Raw genomic sequence first — 23,694 nt, forward strand, 5'->3', positions numbered from 1 at the left:
GTACCGGTGTCGTCCGGTTCGGTCGCCACGCCGGTCTGCAGCGGCTTCCAATAGTCTGCGTTCCAGGCGCGCGCCAGCACGGCCGATACCAGCGTCTTGCCGATGCCGGTGTCGGTGCCGGTCACGAACACGCCGCGCGGCGTGGCGCCCTTGTTCCAGGTTCCATAAGCCACATGGTAGGTCACGCTTGCCCCCTGCCTGTCGAAAGTACCCAGTATTCGTTTGAGCGCGGCGGGCGGCAAAGGCCGGTGGCCCGGTGCCGGCGCATCGGCGCCGATCGCCTTGAGGCCGCGCAGGAACTCGATGCCGTTTCGATGCCGCTGCACCCGCAATTCGGACGCCATCGAGCGGCGCAAACCTGGCAGCGACACGCCTATGCGCCCGGGCTGGGGATAGGTCCGCACCGCGGCGTCCAGGCCGTGCTGCGCGTGGGCCGCACGCCATTCGACGAAAGTATCGGCCGCCAGGGTCGCGACGGCCATCCATCCTCCCTCGTCCAGCAGCCTTCCCATGCGCGCCAGTCCGGCATCGAGATCGCCGAACCATTGCACCGCCATGCTCGAACAGACGAGATCGAACCTCCCCAAGCCCATGTCGGGGAATTCTCCGTCCATGACCCGAAAGCGGCTCTCCCCCGGCAAGACGAGCTCGCGGCGCGCCGTTTCCAGCATTTGCGGCGAAATGTCGGTCAAGGTCCATTGCGCCGGCCCGAGTCGTCGCGCCAACGCCGCGCTGAGGAATCCGGTGCCGCAGCCGATCTCCAGGATGCGGGGCCGTGGTGGCAGCGACAGGCGTGCGATGCGGGTGGCCAGTTCTTCGGCCACCTCGCGTTGCAGGGCCGCATGACTAGCGTAACGGCCGGCCGCGGCATCGAAGCGCCTGGCAATGGCCCCTTGGGACTCCCGCTCCCGGGTCATGCCGATGCCACCCCCGCGCTGGAGCCGGCCAATGCGTTGGCGAACGCCCGTATCCGCGCGGCGCACCATGCGGCGTGCGTGAGCGGCAGCAAATGGCCGCCGCCGGCGCACCAGCCGACGTCCTCGCCGAACGATGCCCGCGTCATCGTCGGCGCGACCACGGGATCGGCCTCGCCGGCCAGCACGCAGGCCGGCACCTGCCGGGCCGTCCAAGCGCCCCGCGCGTCCTCGTCGCGCAGGCGTCGCAGGTCCTCTGCGAGCGCCGCGCCATCGAGGCCGCTCGCCGGCGCTTGCGCGGGTGCGCCGCAACGCTTGCGAAAATCGTCCACCACGGCAGCCGGATCGGCGGCTAGGCGCATCAGCATGCGGTCGATCACGCGCACGGGGACCCCTTCGGGAAAATCCGCGGCCGCCGAAAAGCGCGCGAAACCGTTGATCAGCACCCACCCCCGGCATCCCGGGCCCGTTTCCGCAAGGCAGCGCATGGAGCCGAGCGAGTGGCCCACGGCCACATAGCTCTCCGGCAGGCACGGCATCGACGGGTGGCCGAAGTATCCCGCATCCACCACATGGATCGGCCAGTCGGCGAGCAGCTCGCGCACGGAATCCCACACCGACGCGTCGAAGCCCCAGCCGTGCAGCAGCACCAGCGGCAGGGGTCGTCCCATGGCGACACGGCCGTCGGACGCCGTCATGCCCTCGCCTCCGCCACGGCATCGATCAGCCGGACGACATCCTCCTCGCCATGCGCCGCGCTCAGCGCGATGCGCAGGCGGCTGGTGCCGGCCGGCACGGTGGGCGGACGGATCGCCACCGCGAGCAGGTCATGCGACCGCAAGCGGTCGCTCAGGGCGAGCGCCTCGCCGGCGTCGCCGACGATGGCGGGCACGATCTGGGTGGACGAAGCGCCGGTGCCGATGCCCAGCGTCGCCAATGCCCTGCGCAGTACGTTCCCCAGTCGCGCCAGCCGTTGCCGTTCGGCGTCCATGCCGGGGACGAGATCGAGCGCGGCGTCGATCGCGGCGAGCACCGGCGGCGGCAGCGCGGTGGTGTAGATGAATCCCGAGCAGGCATTGAGCAGGTAATCGCACAGTTGCCGCGACCCTGCCACATAGGCCCCGAAGCTGCCCATGGCCTTGCTGAACGTGCCCATGGCCAGGTCCACCCGCCCGCGGCCCAGGCTCGCCAGCCCGGCGCCCCCGGGGCCGAGCACGCCCGTGGCATGGGCCTCGTCCAGGTACACGAAGGCGCCGTGGCGCTCGGCCAGTTCGCACAATGCGGCCACGTCGGTGCGGTCGCCGTCCATGCTGAACACGCTCTCGGTGACGACGAGGCGCAGGCCCGGCTTGCCGACGCGTTCGGCCAGCAGCGAATCGAGGTGATCCAGGTCGTTGTGGCGATAGCGGATCTGGCGCACGCCGGCCGCCTGGCAGCCGTGGTGCAGGCTGGCATGGTTCAGGCGGTCGCAGAACACCATGGGCTCGCCCTGTCCGGAGGCCGCGCGCAGCAGCGCGGGCAACACGGCGGCGTTGGCCTGCCAGCCCGACGCGAACAGCAGCGCCGCCTCCGTGCCCTTGAAGCGCGCCAGCTTGGCTTCGATCGATTCGTGCAACGCGAGATTGCCCGACACCAGGCGCGATGCACGCGCCCCCGCACCGTAGCGCGCCGTCCAGTCGGCCACGCGTTCGGCCAGCGCCGGATGGCGGGCCAGGCCAAGGTAATCGTTGCTGGAGAAATCGATCACTTCCCTGCCCTCGAACAACAGGCGTCCATCGCGCGCGCAGTCGGCGGTACGCAGACGCCGCCGCATCTGGCGCTGTTCCGCGCGGTCGAGTTCTTGGGCAAGCAGTGAATCGAGTATCGACATGAGCGTGGCGGTGCGCACCAGGCGCCCGCACCGTAGAATGGGGGCCATTATAGTGGAACGCCAGGTCCGCACCCCCCGCGTGCCGGCGCAGGACGATCATGACTTTCTCCTCCCCCGCCTGGGCCGCCGACGGCGCCCGCCATGTATGGCTGCCCTATGCCCAGATGAAAACCGCCGCGCCGCCGCTGCCCGTCGTGCGCACGCATGGCAGCCGCATCGAACTGGCCGACGGCCGCAGCCTGGTGGACGGCGTGGCCTCGTGGTGGACCGCCTGCCACGGCTACAACCATCCGGCCATCGCGCAGGCCGTGCGTGCGCAGCTCGATGCGATGCCGCACGTGATGTTCGGCGGCCTTACCCACGAACCCGCGGCGCGGCTGGCGCAGCGCCTGTGCGCCCTGCTGGGCCCCGGCTTCGATCGTGTGTTCTATACGGACTCGGGCTCGGTGGCGGTCGAGGTGGCGATGAAGATGGCCGTGCAGTTCTGGCTCAACCGCGGCGACCGCCAGCGCTCGCGCTTCCTGGCCTTCCGCGGCGGCTACCATGGGGATACCTTCGGCACCATGGCGGTCTGCGACCCGGTGGACGGCATGCACAGCCTGTTCCGCGGGCTCCTGACCCAGCACGTGATCGCGCCGCTGCCGCGCGACGACGCCTCGGAAGCCGAGCTGGAATCCCTATTGCGCCAGCACGCCCACGAGTTGGCCGGCATCCTGGTCGAGCCGCTGGTCCAGGGCGCCGGCGGCATGCTGATGCACCCGCCCGCGGTGCTGGCCCGGTTGCGCAGGCTGGCGGACCGGCACGGCCTGCTGCTGATCTACGACGAGATCTTCACCGGCTTCGGCCGCACCGGCACGATGTTCGCGTTCGAACAGGCCGGCGCGAGGCCCGACATCATCACGCTGTCCAAGGCTCTGACCGGCGGCACGCTGCCGCTTGCCGCCACCGTCGCCAGCCAGCGCGTGTTCGACGGTTTCTGGTCCGACGATCCCGGCCACGCCCTGATGCACGGCCCGACCTTCATGGGCAACGCCCTAGCCTGCGCCGCCGCCAATGCCTCGCTGGACCTGTTCGAACACGAGCCGCGCCTGCAGCAGGTGGCCGCCTTGTCCCGCGCGCTGGAAGCGGGCCTTGCGCCGTGCCGCGATCTACCCTGGGTGCGCGACGTGCGCGTGCTGGGCGCCATCGGCGCGGTCGAGCTCGAAGGCGCCTTCGACCGCGATGCCTTGCGGGCGCGGCTGGTCGAGGCCGGCGTCTGGGTGCGGCCGTTCGGCAACATCGTGTATCTGACCCCGGCCTTCACCATCGGCCAGGATGACCTGGCCTTCCTGCTTGCTGCCGTGACGCGCGTGGTAAGCGGCCTCGGCGCCACGCCTCATGATCGGTAACACACGCCCATGCGGTCCCGGCGCCGCAAAATGACTACTATAGGGAGACGAACCCGCAGTCCTGCCTTCCAAGCCGATACGGATGCCGGATGACCACGCATAGCGATCCCACGAGCCCTACGCTGGGCAGCATGTTGCGCAAGCTGCTTGGCGGCCTCATCGCGCTGGGGGGCTTGCTGGTCCTCGCGCATGGCATGATCGCCGCGCTGTGGGACGGCCAGTCGCACGTGCAGGAAGCGCTGATCGGCGGTTCCATGGCGGCCGGCGCGACCGCCATGGGTACGCTCCCGGTGCTGTTCGCCCAGCGGCTTTCCGACCGCATGCAGGACACCTTGTTCGGCTTCGGCGCCGGCGTCATGCTGGCCGCCAGCGGTTTCTCCCTGGTGGTGCCCGGGCTGGCGGCGGCCAAGGCCCAGGGGGCCGGTCCGTGGGGAGCGGGGCTCACCGTGGGAGCCGCCATCCTGCTGGGCGCGGCGATGCTGCTGGCCATGGAGCGCTACCTGCCGCACGAGCACTTCATCAAGGGCGTGGAAGGCACTCCCAAGCACTCGGCAGTACGCATCCGCCGGACCTGGATGTTCATCTTTGCGATCGCGCTGCACAACTTGCCCGAAGGGCTGGCGATAGGCGTGGCCTTTGCAGGGACAGACGCGCTGCGTGCCGCGGCGCTGACCACGGGCATATCGATCCAGGACATTCCCGAGGGGCTCGTCGTCGCCGTGGCACTGGTCAGCATCGGCTACCGTCGTCTGACGGCGGTCGCGCTAGGCATTGCCAGCGGCCTGGTGGAGCCCCTGGCGGCGGTGATCGGATCGGCCATCGTCGGCTTTTCCGCCGCATTGCTGCCCTGGGGACTGGGGTTCGCCGCGGGGGCCATGTTGTTCGTCATCAGCCATGAGATCATCCCCGAATCTCATCGCAAAGGTCACGAGGTCTTCGCCACCTGCGGCCTGATGGTGGGCTTCGTCATCATGATGCTGCTGGATACCGCACTGGGCTGAGCCGGGCGCAGACGCCGCCGTCCACACCCGGCCGACGCTTCAGTCGTCGTCCTCGAGCCCAAGGTCCTGGATCTTGCGCGTGATGGTATTGCGACCTATGCCGAGCTTGACCGCCGCCTCGATCCGGCGCCCCCGCGTCGCCCGCAGCGCGGTCGTGATCAGCGTGCTCTCGAATTGGCGAGTCAGGGTTTGCATGATGTCCGGCTCGCCGCGCTGCAAGCGCTGCTCGACATCACTTTGCAGCCCGGCCAGCCATTGGCTGGTGCGGTCACCGACGGCCACCGCGCCGCGCGCGCTCGCATCGGAGGGGGACGACGTCGTCGCGGTGCGCTCGCCCACGCTGGCCGCAACGTCTGCCGCCGCGACTTCGCTCGCGGCCGCCGCGTGACTGTCCTGCTGGATCTTCTCCAACAGTTCCGAAGGCAAATCCTGCACGTCGACCGTTTGGGCCGGCGCCATGACGGTAAGCCAATGGCAGATATTCTCCAGCTGGCGCACGTTGCCCGGGAAGGGAAAGCGCGACAGTGCCGCCAACGCCGCCGGGGTCAGGCGCTTGGGCTCGACGCCCAGGTCCCGCGCGCTGCGCGCAAGGAAATGACGCGCGAGAAGCGGGATGTCTTCGGCGCGCTCGCGCAAGGGAGGCAGCCTGAGGCGAATGACATTGAGCCGGTGGAACAAATCCTCGCGAAACAGCCCTTGCTTGACGCGCTCCTCCAGCGGCTGGTGAGTGGCTGCGATGACCCGCACGTTGGCATGTACGGGGCTATGGCCGCCCACGCGATAAAAACTGCCGTCCGACAATACGCGCAGCAGGCGGGTCTGCAACTCGGCGGGCATGTCTCCGATCTCATCGAGGAATAGCGTGCCGCCGTCGGCCTGCTCGAACCGCCCTCGCCGCATGCTTTGCGCACCCGTAAAGGCGCCGCGTTCATGCCCGAACAGTTCCGACTCCAGCAGGTCACGCGGAATGGCGGCGGTATTGATGGCAACGAAAGGGCCGGAAGCCCGGGCACTGTGGCGATGCAGTGCCCGCGCCACCAACTCTTTGCCGCTGCCCGACTCCCCGGTGATCATGACGGTCACCTGAGACTGCGACAGCCGCCCGATCGCACGGAAAACCTCTTGCATGGCGGGCGCCTGGCCGAGGATCTCGGGCGTTCCTACCAGCGTTTCCTCGGCGGAGGCTTCCTCGCGCAGGCTTTCCTCGACGGCGCGCCGGATCAATTCCGTGGCGGTGTCGACGTCGAACGGCTTGGGCAGATATTCGAACGCCCCCCCTTGGAAGGCGGACACGGCGCTTTCGAGATCCGAATAGGCGGTCATCACGATGACCGGCAAGGCGGGAAAGCGACGTTTGACCGCCTGCAGCAGTTCGATGCCGCCCGCCCCCGGCATCCGGATGTCGGTGACCAGGACTTGAGGCACGTCCTCGCCCAGCGCATCCAGGGCCTCGCGCGCCGTTCCGAAACTGCGGGTAGGCAAATTCTCGCGCGCCAAGGCTTTCTCGAGCACCCAGCGGATCGAACGGTCGTCATCTACGATCCAGATTGGTTTCATCGCTGCTTTCCTAGGAACGCTGGCAAAAGATACTCCATTCACTTCATCAATTCGGCCAATCAAGGCAGGGGCAGCAGCAACCGGAAATCGGTGAAGCCAGGTCGGCTCTCGCATTCGATCACTCCCTCGTGCTGCTGCACGAATGTCTGCGCCAAGGTCAATCCCAATCCGCTGCCGCCTTCACGTCCTGACACCAGTGGGTGGAAGATCCGGTCCAGCAATTCAGGGGGAATGCCCGGGCCGTTGTCTATCACATGCAATTCCAATGCCAGCTTGAAACGCTGCTTGGCCAAAGTCACCTGGCGCGCCACGCGAGTGCGCAACGTGATCTCGGCATCGCCGGCCGCGATGCGCTCGGACAAGGCCTCTGCGGCATTGCGCACGATGTTCAGCACGGCCTGGATCAGTTGCGCCTTGTCGCCCCGGAACTCCGGGATGGCGGCGTCGTAATCGCGCACGATCTTGAGCCCAGTCGGGTACTCTGCCAGCACCAGGGAGCGAACGCGCTCGCACACCTCGTGGATGTTGACGTCGCCCACGATGCGCGGCGCCCTGTGGGGCGCCAGCAGTCGATCCACCAGGGTTTGCAGCCGGTCGGCCTCCTGGATGATGACCTGGGTGTACTCGATGAGCGCCGGTTCCGACAGCTCGGCCTCCAACAGTTGCGCCGCCCCGCGCAGCCCGCCCAACGGGTTCTTGATCTCGTGCGCCAGGTTGCGCAACAGCTCGCGATTGGCCTGTGCCTGTTCCAGCAAGCGCTCTTCCCGGTCCACCTTCAGCTGCTGCTCGATCTCGCGCAGTTCGATCAGGGCTGGCCAGGGCTGCCCATACAGCGTCACGACGGTGGCCGACACCTGGGTCGGTTCCCTTCCCAGGCGATCGATCTCCAAGATCTGGCGCTTGGCGGCGAACTGCTGCGCCTTCGCCTCTTCCAGGGACTGGTGCAACTGCTCGCCATCCCGGAACAGGTCGCAGACCCGCACCGCGTACAGCTGCCGCACGGAAACTTCGAACAAGTCCTCGGCGGGCGCGTTGGCGTAACGGATCAGGCCATCGTCATCGATGACGAGAATGGCGCTAGACAACAGCTCGAACGCCGCGAAGGCATCGGTGCTACGGGACAGCGGATCGAGTGGCTTATGGTCCATACCAATGAAAACGGGGCGATCGCGCGCCCCGTTTCTCCTTGCTGACGACAGATCCAGCCTGGATCAGAGACCGTAGTACAGGTCGAACTCGAGCGGATGGGTCGTCGCACGGAAGCGCGTGACTTCTTCCATCTTCAGCTCGATGTAGGCGTCGATCATGGAGTTGCTGAACACGCCACCGCGGGTCAGGAACTCGCGATCCTTGTCGAGCGCTTCCAGGGCCTGGTCGAGGGACGAGCAGACGGTCGGGATCTTCGCGTCCTCTTCAGGCGGCAGGTCGTACAGGTTCTTGTCCGCGGGATCGCCGGGATGGATCTTGTTCATGACGCCGTCCAGGCCAGCCATCAGCAGGGCCGAGAACGCCAGGTACGGGTTGGCCAGGGGATCCGGGAAGCGCGTTTCGATGCGGCGCGCCTTCGGATTGGCAACGTACGGGATCCGGATCGAAGCCGAGCGGTTGCGGGCGGAGTAGGCCAGCTTCACCGGTGCCTCGAAGTGCGGAACCAGGCGCTTGTACGAGTTAGTGCCCGGGTTGGTGATGGCGTTCAGCGCGCGGGCGTGCTTGATGATGCCCCCGATGTAGTACAGCGCGAACTCGGACAGGCCGCCGTAGCCGTTGCCGGCGAACAGGTTCTGGCCGTCCTTCCAGACAGACTGGTGAACGTGCATGCCGGAACCGTTGTCGCCGACCACGGGCTTGGGCATGAACGTGGCGGTCTTGCCGTAGGCGGCCGCAACGTTCCACACGGTGTACTTCAGGATCTGGTTCCAGTCGGCGCGCTGCACCAGCGTCGCGAACTTGGTGCCGATTTCCATTTGGCCGGCGCCCGCCACTTCATGGTGGTGCACTTCGACCGGCACGCCTTGCTGCTCGAGCAACAGGCACATTTCGGAACGCAGGTCCTGGAAGGAGTCGGTCGGGGGAACCGGGAAGTAGCCGCCCTTGACTGCCGGACGGTGCGCCAGGTTGCCGCCTTCGTACTCGATGCCCGTGGACCACGAGGCTTCTTCGGACTTGATCTTGACGAAGCAGCCCGACATATCGACGTTCCAGGTCACGCCGTCGAACACGAAGAACTCGGGCTCAGGGCCGAAGTAGGCGGTGTCCCCCAGGCCGGACGACTTCAGGTAGGCCTCGGCACGCTTGGCCAGGGAGCGGGGATCGCGGTCATAGCCCTTCATGTCGGAAGGCTCGATCACGTCGCACGTCAGAATCAGGGTCGATTCTTCGCGGAACGGATCCAGGCGGGCCGTGCCGGCATCCGGCATCAACAGCATGTCCGAAGCCTCGATGCCTTTCCAGCCGGCGATCGAAGAGCCATCGAAGGCGTGGCCCGATTCGAACTTGTCTTCGTCCACGACGCTGGCGGGCACGGTTACGTGCTGCTCCTTGCCGCGGGTATCCGTGAAACGGTAATCAACGAATTTGACTTCGTTGTCCGCAATCATCTTGAGGACGTCTTTAGGCGTTGCCATTAGGGCTCCTGATAAGTCTCGTAATCGCCCCCGGCTCCTCCGGGGGTGCAGCGTTCTCGACATGCATACCGCCCGGCCGGAGCTGGGCTAATAGGTTGCGCCTGAGTAAAAGCAGTTTCCGTGCCAGTGCGGGCGCCACCGGCGTGATGCGCAAGTTTACAAGGGGCCCTGGCATTCTCCGCCGGGGGCACGCTTAGGCCAGTACCCCGGACGCACGCTTACGGTGCATCATACGACGAATAAATCACCAACTTGGGGCATTTCGTCAATAAATGTCTATTTCGCACCACTTGGGTGCAAGCGTGCCGTTTAATAGCGCAGCACGCCCAAGTCTGGTCAATCGCGAGCGAGCGCGCCGCATGCGCCCCCATTGCGGGGCCCGGACTCAACCGAGAAAAAGGCTTTGCAGATCGTTGAGGAAGCGGCGTCCCAGCGGCGTGGCGCGAAGACGGGTCGGATCCTCGTCCAGCAGTCCCTGTTCGACGGCACGTGCGAGCGGCTTGGCGATTGCGGCTAGGTTCAGCCCCGTGCGTTCGGAGAAACTGGCGGTGGGAACCCCGTCGGTCAGCCTCAGCGCATTGAGCATGAACTCGAACGGCAGGTCATCCGGACTCACCTCCCGGGACTCCGCGAGGTGGGAACTCCCCTGTGCCGGCTCGAGCAGCGCGTCCATCCACGACTGCGGATTGCGCACCCTCGCCTCGCGGAGGATCCGGTCATGGAAAGACAACTTTCCGTGAGCGCCCGGTCCGATGCCCAGATAGTCCCCGAACTCCCAGTAATTCAGGTTGTGCCTGCAGCGCCCTCCCGGCTTGGCATAGGCAGACACCTCGTAATGGTCGTAGCCGGCGGCGGCCAGCCGCTCCTCGATGCGATCCTGCATCTCGAATGCCGTGTCGTCGTCGGGAAGCGCCGGCGGGTATTTGGCGAACACCGTGTTCGGCTCAAGCGTCAGGTGGTAGATGGACAAATGCTCGGTGCCGAAGGCTAGCGCCGTCTCCACGTCCTGCATGCACGCTTCGACGGTTTGGCCAGGCAAGGCAAACATCAGGTCGAGATTCACCCGTTCCACGTGACGCTGGGCGACAGCAATGGCCTGCCGGGCTGCCAGCCCGTCGTGGATACGCCCGAGCGCCCGAAGACTGCCGTCGTCGAAGCTCTGTATGCCCAGCGAAATGCGGTTCACGCCGCTCGCGGCGTAGTCGGCGAACCGCGCCGCTTCGACGGTGCCGGGGTTGGCCTCCATCGTGATCTCGGCATCGGGCAGCAGTTGCAAGCGCGAACGCAACAGCGACAGCATGGCATCTACCGTCTTGGCCGACAACAGGCTTGGCGTGCCGCCGCCGATGAAAACCGAAACCACCTTGCGCCCCCATACCTGGGGCAGGCTCTGGTCAAGATCTGCCGTCAGCGCCGCCAGATAACGCTCTTCAGGCAGGTCTTGGGGCGCTGCATGCGAGTTGAAATCGCAATAAGGGCATTTGCGCACGCACCATGGTACGTGAACGTAGACCGACAAAGGCGGCAAACTCGTCAGTAGGCTGGGCCCCGGCGAAACCGGCACGGGCGCCTTCGTCGGCGTAGCGCCCTGCCCGGCCGGCCGGATGGGAATGGACCTGGTCATCACAGCGCGTCGAGCTTGCCCATCAAGGCCTGCAGCGCCTGGGCGCGATGGCTCAAGCGATTTTTTTCCTCAGGCGTGAGCTCGGCCGCGGTTCGGCCGAGGGCGGGCAGGAAAAAATACGGGTCGTACCCGAACCCGCCATTGCCGCGGGGCGCCTCGATGATCTCGCCCCACCACAGGCCTTCGCCGATGAGCGGTTGCGGGTCGTCCGCCGAGCGCGTCAGCACCAGCGCGGCATAGTAATAGGCCCGGCGGTCCGTCGCGCCGCGCAGCCTTTCGACCACCAGCGCATTGTTCGCGGCATCGGATTTCTCCCCGCCGTTACGCTCGGCGTAGCGCGCCGAATACACGCCGGGTTCGCCGCCCAGCGCCATCACGCAGACGCCTGAGTCATCGGCCAGCGCGGGCAGCCCCGTCAGCCGGCTGGCATGCCGCGCCTTGGCCAGGGCATTCTCGATGAACGTGACGTGGGGCTCTTCGGCCTCGGGCACCCCCAGGACGCCCTGCGGCACGAGTTCGAAGCCGCGCGGCGCCAACAGCGCCGAAAACTCACGCAGTTTCCCCGCGTTGTTGGAAGCCAGGACCAATTTTTTCATGGGTTTGCGCTCCGCATCCAGCCTATGCTTCAGCGCCCGGGATACGGTTGCGCCAGCGCCTCACGCTGCAAGCGCACCAATTCGGCGATGCCCGTCTCGGCCAGCTGGAGCAGCGCGTCCATCTCTTTGCGTGAAAACGGCGCGCCCTCGGCCGTGCCCTGGACCTCGACGTAGGCACCGCTACCCGTCATCACCACGTTCATGTCGGTCTCGCACTGAGAATCCTCGGCATAGTCCAGGTCCAGCACCGGCTGCCCCGCATAAATGCCGACGGACACGGCTGCAACGTGATCGCGGATGGGAGACGCCTCGAGTTCGCCGCGCGCCATCAACAGCGCCACAGCATCGCTGGCCGCGACGAACGCGCCGGTGATGCTGGCGGTACGCGTGCCGCCGTCGGCCTGGATGACGTCGCAATCCAGGTGCAACGTGCGCTCGCCGAGCTTGCCCAGGTCGAACACGGCACGCAGGCTGCGCCCGATCAGGCGCTGGATTTCTTGGGTACGCCCGCTTTGCTTGCCCTTGGCCGCTTCACGGCTGCCCCGGGTGTGGGTGGCGCGCGGCAACATGCCGTACTCAGCCGTGACCCACCCCTGCCCCGTTCCCTTGAGAAAGGCCGGCACCTTATCTTCGACGCTGGCCGTACAAATCACCTGCGTGTTGCCGAACGCAACCAGCACCGACCCTTCGGCGTAACGCGTATATCCGCGCTGCAGGGTGACCGGGCGAAGCGAGGCCGGGTCGCGGCCGGACGGCCGGGCGAACGAAGGGGGAACAACACTCATGAAACACTCCAGATCGATGGGCGAGTCGGCCGGAGCCGGACTCGATGCGACAGCGCCAGGGGCGCTGCCGGCGGATCCAGACATTGTACGAGCAACCCCCAAGACCCCTCGCCCGTTTTATCATGCGAGTTCGTGCCGACCCACGCCCGGCCGCGTCGCCGTGCATGTCGGCTCCGCCCACGCTCTCACAGGCCTTCCCCATGATCCGTAGCATGACCGCCTTCGGCGCCGCTCGCGCCGATACCGACCACGGTTCCATCTCCATCGAACTGCGCAGCGTCAACAGTCGCTTCCTCGACCTGCATTTCCGCATGCCGGACGAGCTGCGCACGCTCGAAACCTCGCTGCGCGAACTCCTAACCAACGCCGTGGCCCGCGGCAAGATCGAAGTACGCGCAACCATCCAGCGGCGAGTCGTGGCCGACCCGGACTCCATCAACGTCGCCGCGCTGGAACAGGCGGCTTCGCTGTTCCGCAAGGTGCAGGCAGTTTTTCCGGAGGCACAGCCGCCCCGCCTGGCCGAGTTGCTCGCCTGGCCGGGCGTCCAGGCCGCCGAAGAATCGGAGGACACCTGGCGCGAGGCCGCCCTGCGCGCTGCCTCGGAAGCGCTGGCGCAAATGCAGGCGGCGCGGGACCGCGAAGGGGAGCGGCTTGCGGCCATGATCGCCGACCGCGCCGAGTCCGTGGCAGCCATCGTCGCCGAGGTCGAACAGCGGATGCCCCAATTGGTGCAGGAATACCGCGAACGGCTGGCGCGCAAGCTGCGCGACACGATCGAAGCGGCCTTCCCGGGCGGGTTCCAGCACATTCGCGGCGAAGAATTGTCGGAGCGCCTGGCGCATGAAGCCACCCTGTTCGGCCTGCGCATCGACGTGGCCGAAGAGCTGTCCCGCCTACACTCCCACCTGGCCGAGCTCAAGCAGCTGCTGGGCAAAGGCGGCACGGGCAAGAAGGCCGACAAAGGCAGTGCCGGCAAGCGGCTGGACTTCCTATTCCAGGAAATGAACCGCGAGGCCAACACCTTGGGATCGAAAGCAGGCGGGCTGGAAGTCACCCGCGCGGCCATGGACCTGAAGCTCCTGATCGAGCAGATGCGGGAGCAGGCGCAGAATATCGAGTAAGGCGTGAACACAATGCAGCGCCCGCGGGATCTTTTCCGGGCCTGGGCTAACGGTCGACGTGCCCCAGGTCGCGGCCGGGATCCAGCCGGTCGCGCACGCGCTGCTTCAATGTCTTGGCATCCGGAAATCCGCCATCCGCCTTGCGGTCCCAGATGAGGTCTCCATCGTAGCGGATCTGGAAAACCCCGCCCGTAGCGGGCTCCAACGCGACCCGGCCAAGGTCGGTGCCAAACGTAGACAACAGCTCCTGCGCCATCCACGCGGCGCGCAACAGCCATTGGCACTGGGTGCAATAGGTAATCGCGATGGTAGGTCGGGAGCCGGCAGGCATGGACGAATTCTCCGTTAGGCAACGGGCAGCAGCGCCTCGAGCCTCGCCTTCAGCAAGCTCGGGAACTGGGCTTTCCACCGGGCGTTCGCCGGTGAAGGATGAGGCAGCGGGTGCAGGTGGACCGTGCGTTGCGCGCCGTCCACCTGCAATGATGTGGCCAGGCTGCGCTCGTATTTGTCCTCCCGCTGCCAGAACGCCCGCCCAGGCCTAGAATAGGCGAGAGTCGATCCCGCCCAGCGGCGGCGTAAGCCGCTGCATCAATGCGATCCAAGTCTGAGGCGAGACCGCGAAAGGCGGCGAGCTGTTCCGAATCCAAAGGCATGGCCGACACACGGGCAGTCACGAACGCCGGCATTGTAGAGCGACCACGTTTCGTGGAGAGGGGCATGACCCGTTCAACGACATCCCGCGTGCGCGTAGGCATAGGAGGCTGGGTATTCGAGCCGTGGCGCGGCTCCTTCTATCCGCCCGGGCTCGCCCAGAGCCGGGAGCTGCAGTATGCGAGCCGCCGCCTCACCTCCATAGAAATCAACGGCACGTATTACGGCACGCAGAAGCCGGCCAGCTTTGCCCGCTGGCGCGACGAAACGCCGGAAGATTTCGTGTTCGCCCTGAAGGGCCCACGGTTTGCCACGAATCGCCGCGTGCTTGCCGAAGCGGGGCCCTCGATCGAAAAATTCCTGGCCAGCGGCATTGTCGAACTCAAAGGAAAACTGGGCCCCATCAACTGGCAACTCCCTCCCACCAAGACATTCGACCCCGACGACTTCGACGCCTTTCTCGCGCTCCTGCCGAGCGAATATGAGGGGCACGCCCTGCGCCACGCGGTAGAGGTCCGGCACGAGAGCTTCGCCACCCCGGAATTCATCGACTTGCTGAGGCGCTATGGCGTGGCGGCCGTGATCGCCGACAAGGCCGGCACGCCGCAGTTGCATGACGTGACCGCCCCGTTCGTATACGTCCGGCTGCAATCCGCGCAAGAAAGCCTTGAGTTAGGCTACGCGCCAGCGGAACTCGATGCCTGGGCGGCTCGCGCCCGCGCCTGGGCCGCGGGCAAAGAACCGGATGGTGCCCGCAGGCTAGCTGCCCCCCTGCCCCGGCCACCCAAGCAACGCGACGTGTTCATCTATATGATCAACGGGTTCAAGCCCAAGGCGCCGGCGGCCGCCATGGCATTGATGGAACGGCTTTCCTGAAATCCGGCGCCGCGGTCCGTCTTCTCCGAATCGCGTTGCGCAGCCCGTTCATGGGCGCCCCTCGCCTCGGGATTTGTCGAGCCGCCGCAGGTGTACTTGCATTTCCTTGGCAGCCTGCACATGGCCTTTGGCGGTGGCCGCCTCGATGCCGCGGCGCCAGGCATCCCGGGCCTCGTCGTCGCGGCCCAGCGCGTGACGTGCCTTGCCCAATTGCTTCCATGCGGCGGCATAGCTTGCGTCCAACGCCACCGCGCGCTCCAGGTGTTCCGCGGCCGCCGCGGCGTCGCCCTCTTCCAGGTACAGGTTGCCCAAGGTAAACCGCAGCAGCGCACTATCGCGGCCCGCGGCGATCAGCTTCAGAAAATTGTCCTTGTCCATGACTGGCCTCGACGGCGGCCCCTCACTGCGGCCAGGCGGCCCGGGCGCGCCAAATAAGGCGATCCCTGCCGGGACCGCTCTCCCAACGTTACTGCACCCGCCCGTACCACCAAAGCGAAAGCAGTCCCGAGCATACCGCCAGCAATGCGCCCAGGGCCGTGAACAGCGCCGTGATTTCCACCACGTCTCGCTTGTCGAACGCCAGCCGCGCGCTCAGCGAACGATAGATCTGCTTGAGTTCGCTGGCGTCCTCGGCCCGGAAGTACTGGGCGCCGGTCATGTCTGCCACGTTCTTGAGCACCTCTTCGTCCAGCCGCACGCGTGCAGACCAACCGTCCGCGGTCAGGGTCGTCCCTTCCGGCGTGCCGATGCCCACGGTGAAGATGCGCACGCCGTAGCCGGCCGCGACTTCGGCCGCCTTGATGGCGTCCGGACCGGTATTGTTTTGGCCGTCGGAAAGCAGCACGACCGCCCCGGCGGCATAGGAACCCGGTACGGCGGACTCAGCCTGGCCCGCTGCGGCCAGGTCCGGCGAAGCCGGCGGCTTGCGGATGCTCCCGCCCTCGAGGAAACGCTCGACGTCGATGCCGGCATTGGGCAGCAAGGTCGCCAGGGCGATGATCAGGCCGCTGCCCAAGGCCGTACCCCGCTGCGGTTCTAACCGTTCGATGGCCGCGATCACGTCTTCCCGTTTGCGGGTCGGAGACTGCACCACGGCCGCCGCTCCGGCGATGGCCACGACGGCAATGTTGACGTTGGCGGGTTGGCGCTCGACGAACTCCTTGGCCGCCTGCTGGGCAGCGTAAATTCGCGAGGGCTTGATGTCATCCGCGCGCATGCTGCCGGACATGTCCATGGCCAGCACCACGGTTTCGATCCGCGAAGGCAGCATCATCAGGGCCTGGGGGCGGGCCATCGCGACGATCATCGCGGCCAGGCCGAGCAGGAGCAGGCACGGAGGAAGCCACCGGCGCACCACCGAAGGACGCCTGCCGAGGCCGATCATGTCCAGGGCCGGATACCGCGCCGCGACGCTGCGGCGTCGTCTGTCCAACCGCCAATAAGCCAGCCCCAGCAACGGCACAAGCACCAGCAGCCAGAGCATGGTGGGCCAAAGGAAGCTCAAGGCAGGAAGATTCACCATGACATGCGCCCCGGTCTAGATGTCCCGCGCCCAAATGCCGCTCAAGCCGCCCACGAGCTGGCTGCGTCGACGCCGCAACCGGGTAAAGTGCAACAAGGCTTCGTCCAGCCGATCGTCGGTGGCCAGCTCCAGGCAGTCCACGCCCGCTTCGGCCAGTGCCTTGCGCAGCGCGGCTTCGCGCTTGTCTGCTTCCGCCGCGAAACGCTTACGGAAGCCTGGATCGTGCGTATCGACGAACAACTGTTCGCCGGTTTCGGCATCCTGCAAGACGACCAGCCCCAAGTCCGGCATGCTTTGCTCGAGCGGGTCGTAGAGCCGGACCGCAACGACTTCGTGGCGCTGGGCCAAGACGCCCAACGGCCGCTCCCATCCCGGGGCGCTGATGAAGTCCGAAACGACGAACACCACGGATCGACGCCCGATGGCCGCCTGCGCCCGCTCGAGGAGCTCGCCCAGCTTGGTTTCGCCGGAGCGGCCGTCCGCGCGCGTCTCGCCCACCTTCTGCAAGACATGCAGCACGTGGCGGCGTCCGGACCGGGCTGGGATCGCGCTGCTCGCGTTGCCCGCGTACAGCACCGCGCCCACGCGATTGCCGTAGCGCGTCAGCAACCGGGCGAGCACGCCGACGAAGCCCGTCAGCACCGCCCGCTTGCGCACGGCACCGGAACCGAAATCCACCGACCCCGACAAATCGAGCACGAACCAGGCCGATACTTCGCGGTCTTCCTGGAACTCCCGCACGTGGGGCGTCTGCAACCGGGCCGTCACGTTCCAATCGATGTGACGAACGTCGTCGCCCGGCTGGTATTCGCGCAAATCGGCCAGGTCAAGCCCGAAGCCGCGGAAAAGCGTCCGGTAATCGCCCTGGAGGGCGCCATCGAGGCGCCGGATGACCGTCCATTCGAGCCGGCGCAGCAGCTCCTCCGCATCGATCCTGAGCGGATCCGGAGACGCTGCCGCGTCGTTGGCCGGCCGGCCGGCCGGCTTGCTAAACCGCCGCAACCCGAACATGGGTCTCCAATGGCCGTTCCGGGGCCGGCAAGGTTTGCAAAATGCGCGTGATGACCTGGTCGGCGCCGAGGCCATCCGAGAGCGCCTCGTACGACAACACCAGCCGATGCCGCAAGACATCCGGCACGAGGTCGATGACATCCTCCGGCAGCGCGTAGTGCCGGCCCCGCAGGAACGCCAAGGCCCGCGCGCCCTCGATCAAGGCGATCGTGGCCCGGGGGCTCGCGCCGAAGGTCAGGTAGCGAGAGAGGTCCGCCAGCCCGTAAGCCTCCGGCCGGCGCGTGGCGGCGACGACCTTGACCGCAAATTGCACCAGGCCGGGATCGACGTACACCTTGCGGCACTCCTTCTGGAGCTGCACCAGCTGTTCGGTCACCGCGACCGGCTGCACGTCGACCGGGGGCCCGGTCACCCGGTCGACGATCACGAATTCCTCCTCCTCGCTGGGATACCCCACGATCACTTTCATCATGAAGCGATCGACCTGCGCTTCCGGCAAGGGATAGGTCCCTTCGGTTTCGATCGGGTTCTGCGTGGCCATCACCAAGAACGGCGACGGCACTTTGTGCGTCTCGCCGGCGATGGTGACCTGGCGCTCCTGCATGACCTCGAGCAAGGCACTCTGCACCTTGGCCGGTGCCCGATTGATTTCATCGGCCAGCAGCAAATTGGCGAAGACCGGGCCCAGCACCGTGGAAAAATCCCCAGTGCGCTGGTTATACATGCGCGTGCCGACCAAATCGGCAGGCAGCAGGTCCGGCGTGAACTGGATGCGCTTGAAGGTGCCGCGTATGGTCTTGGCCAGGGTATTGACCGTCAGCGTCTTGGCCAGGCCCGGCACACCTTCCACGAGCAAGTGTCCCTGGGCGAGGATGGCAACCAGGACCCGCTCGAGGAAATGGTCCTGCCCCACCACGACTCGCTTGACTTCGTAAAGCACGCGCTCCATCAGGTTTGCACTGTCTATGGCGCTCATGGTGTTGTCGCTCATGGGTTCGGTCCTGTCTCGGTGATCAGAAGGGTGGCATGCCAACGGCGCTGCCGGCGCTTTCAATGGTGGTAGCAAAACCGATGCCGACAAAGGTGCCCGCATTCGTCGGATTGAGGATGGCAGTGACGATCCCCACGACCTCACCGCGCATGTTCACGAGCGGACCGCCGGAGTTCCCGGGATTGGCCGCGGCATCGAACTGGATCAACCGCGTAAGCACGTGTTTGCCCTCCGCAGAGACGAACTCTCGGTTCAAGCCCGACACCACGCCGGCGGAGACTGACGGACCGATGCCGAACGGAAATCCGACCGCAACCACCTCGTCGCCCGGCGCCAAGTCCAGGCTGGACCCGAGGGTTGCCGCCGGCAGGTCGTCGGGAATCGACTTGGCCTTGATGACGGCGAGATCTTTCTCGGGCTGGATGGCCACGACCTCGGCATCGGACTGATAACCGTCGAAAAAGGTAACTTTCAGGCGCTTGGCCCCGGCCACGACGTGGAAATTGGTGAGGATCACGCCCGTGTCGACGACGACCACGCCGGAGCCGACACTCCCTTCCTGCTTGGGTGCGTTTCCGCCGTCGTCCTTGCCTGCCGGCTTTTCCCGCTCCTTCTCCTTGGATTTCCCGCCGGGCTTGGGCTTCGTTCCGCCCCGGGGCCCCTGGGCAACCTTGGGCGCCTCTTCCTCCGCCTTGCCTTCGTCGTCGGCAAAGCCCTGGATGCGCACCACCGACTGCCTCACGGCTTCGGCGGCCCTGGCCGTACGCGATGGGAGGTCTTTGTGTTCGAGGGTGTGCAGGACGGCCGCGTCGATGTGTTCCTGCGTCAGCGGCGTGGGTTGCGGTTGCAACAAAACGAAAACGAGGCCGCCCGCCAGGACGAGCAAGGCCAGGCCATATAAGGCATCTCGCCTGCGTCCGAGCCAGCGCCAAAGGCGCCGGGTGCGGCTCGGCCGGGGGGGGGCAGCCGCGGCATCCGTTTCAGCCGCTGCCGGCCGCGGCCGGGGGGTCCTGCTATATAAGGCAACCCGTTTCATCACTACCTTCCCGCTTGGCATGTCTCACGGAATGCGGCTGCGCAGCAAGCCCTGTGCCGCCCTGCCCGCCCCCGTGGAGAACTGGTCCCTTCCTGGCAGACAGCCGCAGGCGCGCTCGGTTCACCCAACGAGCCCGGCGAAAATAAGGTAACACTTAAACGGCCTCCATGCGCGAGTACCTTTACCGTCGCGAGGGTTCATGGGCATACTAAAGACGCCGGTGCAAAGACGCCCGTGCCGTTGTACTTTCCGCGCGCCAAGGAGCACTCATGCGGTTTCTCTGGCCAGATCTTCTTTGGCTGCAGCTCCTCATCCCCCTGCTCGTAGCCCTCTACCTGTACGTGCTGGCGCGCCGCAAGAAGACGGCCATACGCTACGCCAGCTTGAGCCTTCCCAAAGCCGCGATCGGAGCCGGCCAGCGACTGCGGCGCCACATCCCGCCGCTGCTATTCCTGCTGGCGACCTCGGCGGCACTGCTCGCCTGCGCCCGCCCCACCGCGACCATCACCCTGCCCTCGGATACGTTGACCGTCGTGCTGGCGGTCGATGTATCGCGCAGCATGCAGGCGGCCGACATCGCCCCCAACCGGCTCGCGGCTGCCCAGATGGCGGCCAAGCGCTTCATTGCGGAGCTACCATCCAACGTACGGCTCGGCATCGTTTCTTTCGCCGGCACGGCCGCCGTCGTGCAAACACCGACCGACAACCGGCAAGACATGATCGAGGCCATCGACCGCTTCCAGCTGCAGCGTGCAACCGCCACCGGCAGCGGCCTGATCCTCGCGCTCTCCATGCTGTTTCCCAACGATGGCATAGACCTGGAATCGGTCATCTTCCAAACGCCGTCCGTGCGCGCCGGCCGGCGTCCCTTGCCGTTGGACCAGGCGCTGGCGGCGGAAGAGGCGAAAAAGAAACAAAAGGAAAAAATGGCGCAGCCCGTCCTCCCTGGTTCGTATACCGCCGGCACCATCATCCTCCTGAGCGACGGGCGGCGCACGACGGGCCCGGACCCGCTAGACGCCGCCCGCATGGCGGCCGAGCGCGGGGTGCGCGTCTATACCGTGGGATTTGGGACGCAGCGCGGCGCCCCCATTGGCGACGAGGGCTGGTCATTCTTCGCGCGGCTCGATGAACCGACGCTGCGCGCCATTGCCCAAATGACGGGCGGGGAATATTTCCTCGCCAGCTCCGAGGCCGACCTAAGTTCCGTGTACCGGAACCTGAACGCCAAGTTCACCATGGAGCGCAAGGAAACCGAGCTCAGCGCGCTGCTCAGCGCAGCGGCGGTATTGCTGCTGACCCTTGCGTGCGTATTGTCGATGCTGTGGTTCCAGCGCAGCCGCGCCTAGCCGCGCACACGGCCTGGACGCGCCGGGCTTGCGTCCAGGCTGCGCCGACTTTCGCCTCACCCCAGGTGCTTGCGGAGGAACGCCTCCATGGCTGCATAGAACTCGAACTGGTTTTCCTCATTGTGGAAACCATGCCCTTCGTTCTCCTTGACCATGTATTCGACGTCAACCCCGCGCGCGCGCAACGCGGCGACGATCTGGTCGCTCTCGTCCTTGTTCACCCGAGGATCCTTCGCGCCTTGCGCCACGAATAGGGGTGTCTTGATCCTGTCCACGAAAAACACCGGCGAGCTCTCGCGCAGCAGCTGCTCGTCGCGCCCGGGATGGCCGACCATCTCGTGCATGGAATCGAGGAACGGCTTCCAGTAAGGCGGGATAGTGTTCATGAACGTAAAGAGATTGGACACGCCGACGTAATCGACGGCGGCCGCGTACAGGTCGGGAGTAAAGGCGATGCCCGCCAGGACGGCATAGCCGCCATAGCTCGCGCCGTAAATGGCGATGCGAGCCGGATCGGCGATGCCCTCGCGCTTTAGCCACTCGACTGCGTCGGTGATGTCGTCCTGCATGGCCCTGCCCCACTGCTTGAACGACGCCTCCCAAAACTTGCGCCCGTACCCCGTCGAACCCCGGAAGTTCATCTGCAATACGGCGTAGCCCCGGTTCGCCAGGAATTGGACTTCGGGGTTGTAGCCCCAAACGTCACGCACCCACGGCCCGCCGTGCGGATGGACGATCACGGGCAGGTTGCGGGGCGTCACCCCTACCGGGAGCGTGAGATAGCCGTCGATCTTGAGCCCGTCCCGCGCCGTATACCGGATAGGCTTCATCGGGGCCATGTCGCGCTCGAGCAGCCAAGGCTGGATATCTCCGAGCTTGGTGAGCTTGCGCGACACGGCGTCGTACAGATAACGGGCGCCCTGGGTGCGGTCGTTGTATGCAGCGACGACGAAGCGGGTTTCATCCCGGGTCGCGCTCTGCAGGGCGACTTCGTAGCCCGGCAGGCGGGAAGCCAGGTCGGCATAGATCTCGGCCATCACCGGATCGACCACCCGCCGCTGCGGCTTCCAGGTGACATAGTCGATTTCGGTCAGCACCTTGCGGCGATGCGAATAGGCCAGGCCCGGCACATCGACCTCGGGATGTTCGAAGATCAATGTGCCCTCGCGGGCCGTGTGCGGATCGAACTCGAACAATGCTGCCTTGTCACGCCCCCGATTGGAGCTGACGTAAATCCGCCGGTTGTCAAAGGTGAAAAACAGCGGTGCGACGGTTTCCTTGAAGTCCGTGGTCAGGATGGGCCGGAAGTCCTCGGCCTCGCTATCGCGGTACAGCAATGTGTTGTTGACGCCATCGGTCGCGATGGCGAGCCGCAACCTGCCGTCGTGATCCGTGGCCCAGCCCGTGATGTTGCCGGGGTTCTGCGCAATGAGCTGCGCCTCGCCCGTGGCGACATTCACCCGGAACACGTCGAATACCTGCTTGTCGCGCTGGTTGTGCGAAACCAGCACATGGGCGTCGTCGTCGACCAGCTCGTCCACGACGTCGGCGCGCACGCCTTCGTACGGGGTAAGGTCCGTCGGCGCCGAGCTGCCGTCTATGGGCACCGAGAGCAGGTGGAAGTTCTCGTCACCGCCGAAGTCTTTGGCATACAGGATGTGGGCCGGCCCTTTCCAGAAATACCCGCGCACGTCGCGTTCGGTTTCCTCTGTCAAGGCGCGTGCCGGCCCGACGGGCGCTCCGTCCTCGCCCAGCGCCTGCACGTGGACATTCTGCCGGCCCTGGAAAGGCGCCAGAAAGGCGAGGTGCCTGCCGTCGGGAGAAATGCGGTAGGCGGAGCGCTCCGGCTTGCGAAAGAAATCCCGGACGTCGTAGCGCTTGACGAGCGGGATGGCCGGGGTAGAGGTCGATGTCATGGCGCGGTCCGCAGGAAGTGGGTGGTAGGATTCCGAACATATCACGGGCAAGGACGCTTTCGGCGGCGGCCTCCTCGCAGCATTCTGTTTCAGTCCTCCGGAACATCGCGCCGGAATATGGGCTCCAATGCATGAATGGATGACGGGCGGGGCCGAGCGCGGTTCCCGTTGTCGCCAGGCCCAACCAGAATGGCGACGATCGTCGTCCGCTCAGGAGAAACCATGCCAGATCCGCGCCCCGCTTCGCATACCCTCGCTCGTCCCCGCCTCCTTCCCTTGTGGCTCGGTTGGCTGTTCGTCCTCGCCCTGGCCATATTCGCCGGCGGCCAGGTCCGGGCCCAGGCGCCCGCCCAGGACGACCGGCCGGACGTCCTGATCAAGAAGGCCGCGGACAACGTGCTCGAGCGGATCCGCAAGGACCAAGAACTGAAAAGCGGTTCGCCGGAAAAGATCAACCAGGCCATCGACGAGCTGATCCTGCCCTATGTGAATTTCGAGAAAACCACCCGGCTCGCGGTTGGCCGCTATTGGCGCAACGCTTCGCCCGAACAACGCACGGCCCTGGTCAAGGAGTTCCGGAACATGCTGGTGCGTACTTACGGCGGCGCGATTGCGACCATTACGCCCCAGGCGCGCGTCGAAATGCGCCCATTCCGGGCGGAACCGGGCGCCACGGACGTCGTCGTGCGCACTGCCGTCACGGATGGCCAGCGCGACCCGATCCCTGTCGACTACCGGCTGGAGAAGACTGACCAGGGATGGAAAATCTACGACCTGAACGTATTGGGAGTCTGGTTCATCCAGAACTACCGCAATCAATTTTCTACGATCGGCTCCCAGGGTGGCGTGGACGCCATCATCG

The 23,694-nt window shown here is 66.1% G+C and carries 22 protein-coding genes; 6 read left to right on the forward strand and 16 right to left on the reverse strand.

Annotation, left to right across the window (positions count from 1 at the left end):
- The 3 genes from IRZ12_RS04705 to IRZ12_RS04715 all read right to left on the reverse strand — a co-directional run.
- A partial coding sequence (locus tag IRZ12_RS04705) for a methyltransferase domain-containing protein (RefSeq protein ID WP_296464902.1) occupies window positions 1–917 on the reverse strand: 917 nt, incomplete at its 3' end.
- A complete protein-coding gene (locus tag IRZ12_RS04710) occupies window positions 914–1,612 on the reverse strand; it encodes an alpha/beta hydrolase (protein ID WP_296464841.1) in 699 nt (232 codons plus the stop codon). The genes IRZ12_RS04705 and IRZ12_RS04710, both read right to left, overlap by 4 nt.
- Entirely contained in the window at window positions 1,609–2,784 is a 1,176-nt protein-coding gene (locus IRZ12_RS04715; RefSeq protein WP_296464905.1) for an 8-amino-7-oxononanoate synthase, read from the reverse strand. The genes IRZ12_RS04710 and IRZ12_RS04715 overlap by 4 nt, the downstream gene beginning before the upstream one ends.
- A 98-nt stretch (window positions 2,785–2,882) precedes the next feature.
- Here IRZ12_RS04715 and IRZ12_RS04720 point away from each other — a divergent pair, with 98 nt between their 5' ends.
- Window positions 2,883–4,172, forward strand: a complete 1,290-nt coding sequence (locus IRZ12_RS04720; protein ID WP_296464843.1) for an adenosylmethionine--8-amino-7-oxononanoate transaminase — start codon at window positions 2,883–2,885, stop codon at window positions 4,170–4,172.
- Between the two features lie 89 nt (window positions 4,173–4,261).
- Window positions 4,262–5,173 (forward strand): ZIP family metal transporter, encoded by a 912-nt coding sequence (locus IRZ12_RS04725; protein ID WP_296464846.1) that lies wholly within the window; start codon window positions 4,262–4,264, stop codon window positions 5,171–5,173.
- Window positions 5,174–5,212: 39 nt separating this feature from the next.
- Here IRZ12_RS04725 and ntrC read toward each other — a convergent pair whose 3' ends face one another.
- From ntrC to rph, 6 genes are all read right to left on the reverse strand, one after another.
- Entirely contained in the window at window positions 5,213–6,730 is a 1,518-nt protein-coding gene (gene ntrC, locus IRZ12_RS04730; protein ID WP_296464848.1) for a nitrogen regulation protein NR(I), read from the reverse strand.
- Window positions 6,731–6,789: 59 nt separating this feature from the next.
- Window positions 6,790–7,878, reverse strand: a complete 1,089-nt coding sequence (gene glnL / locus IRZ12_RS04735; protein ID WP_296464851.1) for a nitrogen regulation protein NR(II) — start codon at window positions 7,876–7,878, stop codon at window positions 6,790–6,792.
- 63 nt (window positions 7,879–7,941) lie between these two features.
- Window positions 7,942–9,354, reverse strand: a complete 1,413-nt coding sequence (gene glnA / locus IRZ12_RS04740) for a type I glutamate--ammonia ligase (protein WP_296464854.1) — start codon at window positions 9,352–9,354, stop codon at window positions 7,942–7,944.
- Between the two features lie 385 nt (window positions 9,355–9,739).
- Window positions 9,740–10,978: a radical SAM family heme chaperone HemW gene (gene hemW, locus IRZ12_RS04745; RefSeq protein WP_296464857.1), complete on the reverse strand. Its 1,239-nt coding sequence runs from the start codon at window positions 10,976–10,978 to the stop codon at window positions 9,740–9,742.
- Complete coding sequence (gene rdgB, locus IRZ12_RS04750) at window positions 10,978–11,574, reverse strand: RdgB/HAM1 family non-canonical purine NTP pyrophosphatase (RefSeq protein ID WP_296464860.1); 597 nt, start codon at window positions 11,572–11,574, stop codon at window positions 10,978–10,980. The genes hemW and rdgB overlap by 1 nt, the downstream gene beginning before the upstream one ends.
- 29 nt (window positions 11,575–11,603) lie before the next feature.
- Window positions 11,604–12,359: a ribonuclease PH gene (rph, locus tag IRZ12_RS04755; protein WP_296464863.1), complete on the reverse strand. Its 756-nt coding sequence runs from the start codon at window positions 12,357–12,359 to the stop codon at window positions 11,604–11,606.
- 200 nt (window positions 12,360–12,559) lie between these two features.
- On the opposite strand from rph, the gene IRZ12_RS04760 reads away from it, so the two are divergent.
- The gene (locus IRZ12_RS04760; protein ID WP_296464865.1) at window positions 12,560–13,480 is read left to right on the forward strand and encodes a YicC/YloC family endoribonuclease; all 921 of its coding nucleotides are present in this window, start codon (window positions 12,560–12,562) and stop codon (window positions 13,478–13,480) included.
- A 46-nt stretch (window positions 13,481–13,526) separates the two neighbouring features.
- Here the strand turns inward: IRZ12_RS04760 and IRZ12_RS04765 are convergent, their stop codons facing one another.
- Entirely contained in the window at window positions 13,527–13,811 is a 285-nt protein-coding gene (locus IRZ12_RS04765; RefSeq protein ID WP_296464869.1) for a SelT/SelW/SelH family protein, read from the reverse strand.
- 386 nt (window positions 13,812–14,197) lie between these two features.
- Between IRZ12_RS04765 and IRZ12_RS04770 the strand changes: the two genes are divergently transcribed.
- Window positions 14,198–15,007 (forward strand): DUF72 domain-containing protein, encoded by an 810-nt coding sequence (locus tag IRZ12_RS04770; protein ID WP_296464872.1) that lies wholly within the window; start codon window positions 14,198–14,200, stop codon window positions 15,005–15,007.
- A gap of 48 nt (window positions 15,008–15,055) precedes the next feature.
- Here IRZ12_RS04770 and IRZ12_RS04775 read toward each other — a convergent pair whose 3' ends face one another.
- The 5 genes from IRZ12_RS04775 to IRZ12_RS04795 form a co-directional block, all read right to left on the reverse strand.
- Window positions 15,056–15,385, reverse strand: a complete 330-nt coding sequence (locus tag IRZ12_RS04775) for a tetratricopeptide repeat protein (RefSeq protein ID WP_296464875.1) — start codon at window positions 15,383–15,385, stop codon at window positions 15,056–15,058.
- 88 nt (window positions 15,386–15,473) lie between these two features.
- Window positions 15,474–16,529 carry a VWA domain-containing protein gene (locus tag IRZ12_RS04780; protein WP_296464878.1) on the reverse strand — a complete coding sequence of 352 codons (1,056 nt, stop codon included), beginning with the start codon at window positions 16,527–16,529 and terminating at the stop codon, window positions 15,474–15,476.
- A 15-nt stretch (window positions 16,530–16,544) separates the two neighbouring features.
- Window positions 16,545–17,540 carry a DUF58 domain-containing protein gene (locus IRZ12_RS04785; RefSeq protein ID WP_296464880.1) on the reverse strand — a complete coding sequence of 332 codons (996 nt, stop codon included), beginning with the start codon at window positions 17,538–17,540 and terminating at the stop codon, window positions 16,545–16,547.
- Window positions 17,518–18,531 carry a MoxR family ATPase gene (locus IRZ12_RS04790; protein ID WP_296464883.1) on the reverse strand — a complete coding sequence of 338 codons (1,014 nt, stop codon included), beginning with the start codon at window positions 18,529–18,531 and terminating at the stop codon, window positions 17,518–17,520. Before IRZ12_RS04790 ends, IRZ12_RS04785 begins: the two co-directional genes overlap by 23 nt.
- 22 nt (window positions 18,532–18,553) lie before the next feature.
- On the reverse strand, window positions 18,554–19,567 hold the full coding sequence (locus IRZ12_RS04795; protein WP_296464888.1) for a trypsin-like peptidase domain-containing protein: 1,014 nt from the start codon (window positions 19,565–19,567) through the stop codon (window positions 18,554–18,556).
- 269 nt (window positions 19,568–19,836) lie between these two features.
- Between IRZ12_RS04795 and IRZ12_RS04800 the strand changes: the two genes are divergently transcribed.
- Complete coding sequence (locus IRZ12_RS04800) at window positions 19,837–20,916, forward strand: VWA domain-containing protein (RefSeq protein ID WP_296464893.1); 1,080 nt, start codon at window positions 19,837–19,839, stop codon at window positions 20,914–20,916.
- 56 nt (window positions 20,917–20,972) lie between these two features.
- Here IRZ12_RS04800 and IRZ12_RS04805 read toward each other — a convergent pair whose 3' ends face one another.
- Window positions 20,973–22,832, reverse strand: coding sequence for a S9 family peptidase (locus tag IRZ12_RS04805; protein WP_296464896.1), 1,860 nt, complete (start codon window positions 22,830–22,832; stop codon window positions 20,973–20,975).
- A 222-nt stretch (window positions 22,833–23,054) separates the two neighbouring features.
- On the opposite strand from IRZ12_RS04805, the gene IRZ12_RS04810 reads away from it, so the two are divergent.
- Window positions 23,055–23,694: phospholipid-binding protein MlaC (locus IRZ12_RS04810; protein WP_296464899.1), on the forward strand; the 640-nt coding region annotated here is incomplete at its 3' end.

The sequence above is a fragment of the Pigmentiphaga sp. genome (assembly GCF_019689535.1).
Taxonomy (GTDB): Bacteria; Pseudomonadota; Gammaproteobacteria; order Burkholderiales; family Burkholderiaceae_B; genus Pigmentiphaga.

Bases quoted from the DNA above. Each gene is read 5' to 3' on its own strand.
- IRZ12_RS04770 (WP_296464872.1), top strand. From the start codon at position 14,198: ATGACCCGTTCAACGACATCCCGCGTGCGCGTAGGCATAGGAGGCTGG.
- glnA (WP_296464854.1), bottom strand. From the start codon at position 9,354: ATGGCAACGCCTAAAGACGTCCTCAAGATGATTGCGGACAACGAAGTC.
- IRZ12_RS04760 (WP_296464865.1), top strand. From the start codon at position 12,560: ATGATCCGTAGCATGACCGCCTTCGGCGCCGCTCGCGCCGATACCGAC.
- IRZ12_RS04800 (WP_296464893.1), top strand. From the start codon at position 19,837: ATGCGGTTTCTCTGGCCAGATCTTCTTTGGCTGCAGCTCCTCATCCCC.
- IRZ12_RS04725 (WP_296464846.1), top strand. From the start codon at position 4,262: ATGACCACGCATAGCGATCCCACGAGCCCTACGCTGGGCAGCATGTTG.
- IRZ12_RS04805 (WP_296464896.1), bottom strand. From the start codon at position 22,832: ATGACATCGACCTCTACCCCGGCCATCCCGCTCGTCAAGCGCTACGAC.
- ntrC (WP_296464848.1), bottom strand. From the start codon at position 6,730: ATGAAACCAATCTGGATCGTAGATGACGACCGTTCGATCCGCTGGGTG.
- IRZ12_RS04790 (WP_296464883.1), bottom strand. From the start codon at position 18,531: ATGAGCGACAACACCATGAGCGCCATAGACAGTGCAAACCTGATGGAG.
- IRZ12_RS04775 (WP_296464875.1), bottom strand. From the start codon at position 15,385: ATGGACAAGGACAATTTTCTGAAGCTGATCGCCGCGGGCCGCGATAGT.
- rdgB (WP_296464860.1), bottom strand. From the start codon at position 11,574: ATGAAAAAATTGGTCCTGGCTTCCAACAACGCGGGGAAACTGCGTGAG.
- IRZ12_RS04780 (WP_296464878.1), bottom strand. From the start codon at position 16,529: ATGGTGAATCTTCCTGCCTTGAGCTTCCTTTGGCCCACCATGCTCTGG.
- glnL (WP_296464851.1), bottom strand. From the start codon at position 7,878: ATGGACCATAAGCCACTCGATCCGCTGTCCCGTAGCACCGATGCCTTC.
- IRZ12_RS04720 (WP_296464843.1), top strand. From the start codon at position 2,883: ATGACTTTCTCCTCCCCCGCCTGGGCCGCCGACGGCGCCCGCCATGTA.
- hemW (WP_296464857.1), bottom strand. From the start codon at position 10,978: ATGACCAGGTCCATTCCCATCCGGCCGGCCGGGCAGGGCGCTACGCCG.
- IRZ12_RS04715 (WP_296464905.1), bottom strand. From the start codon at position 2,784: ATGTCGATACTCGATTCACTGCTTGCCCAAGAACTCGACCGCGCGGAA.
- IRZ12_RS04785 (WP_296464880.1), bottom strand. From the start codon at position 17,540: ATGTTCGGGTTGCGGCGGTTTAGCAAGCCGGCCGGCCGGCCGGCCAAC.
- IRZ12_RS04765 (WP_296464869.1), bottom strand. From the start codon at position 13,811: ATGCCTGCCGGCTCCCGACCTACCATCGCGATTACCTATTGCACCCAG.
- rph (WP_296464863.1), bottom strand. From the start codon at position 12,359: ATGAGTGTTGTTCCCCCTTCGTTCGCCCGGCCGTCCGGCCGCGACCCG.
- IRZ12_RS04710 (WP_296464841.1), bottom strand. From the start codon at position 1,612: ATGACGGCGTCCGACGGCCGTGTCGCCATGGGACGACCCCTGCCGCTG.
- IRZ12_RS04795 (WP_296464888.1), bottom strand. From the start codon at position 19,567: ATGAAACGGGTTGCCTTATATAGCAGGACCCCCCGGCCGCGGCCGGCA.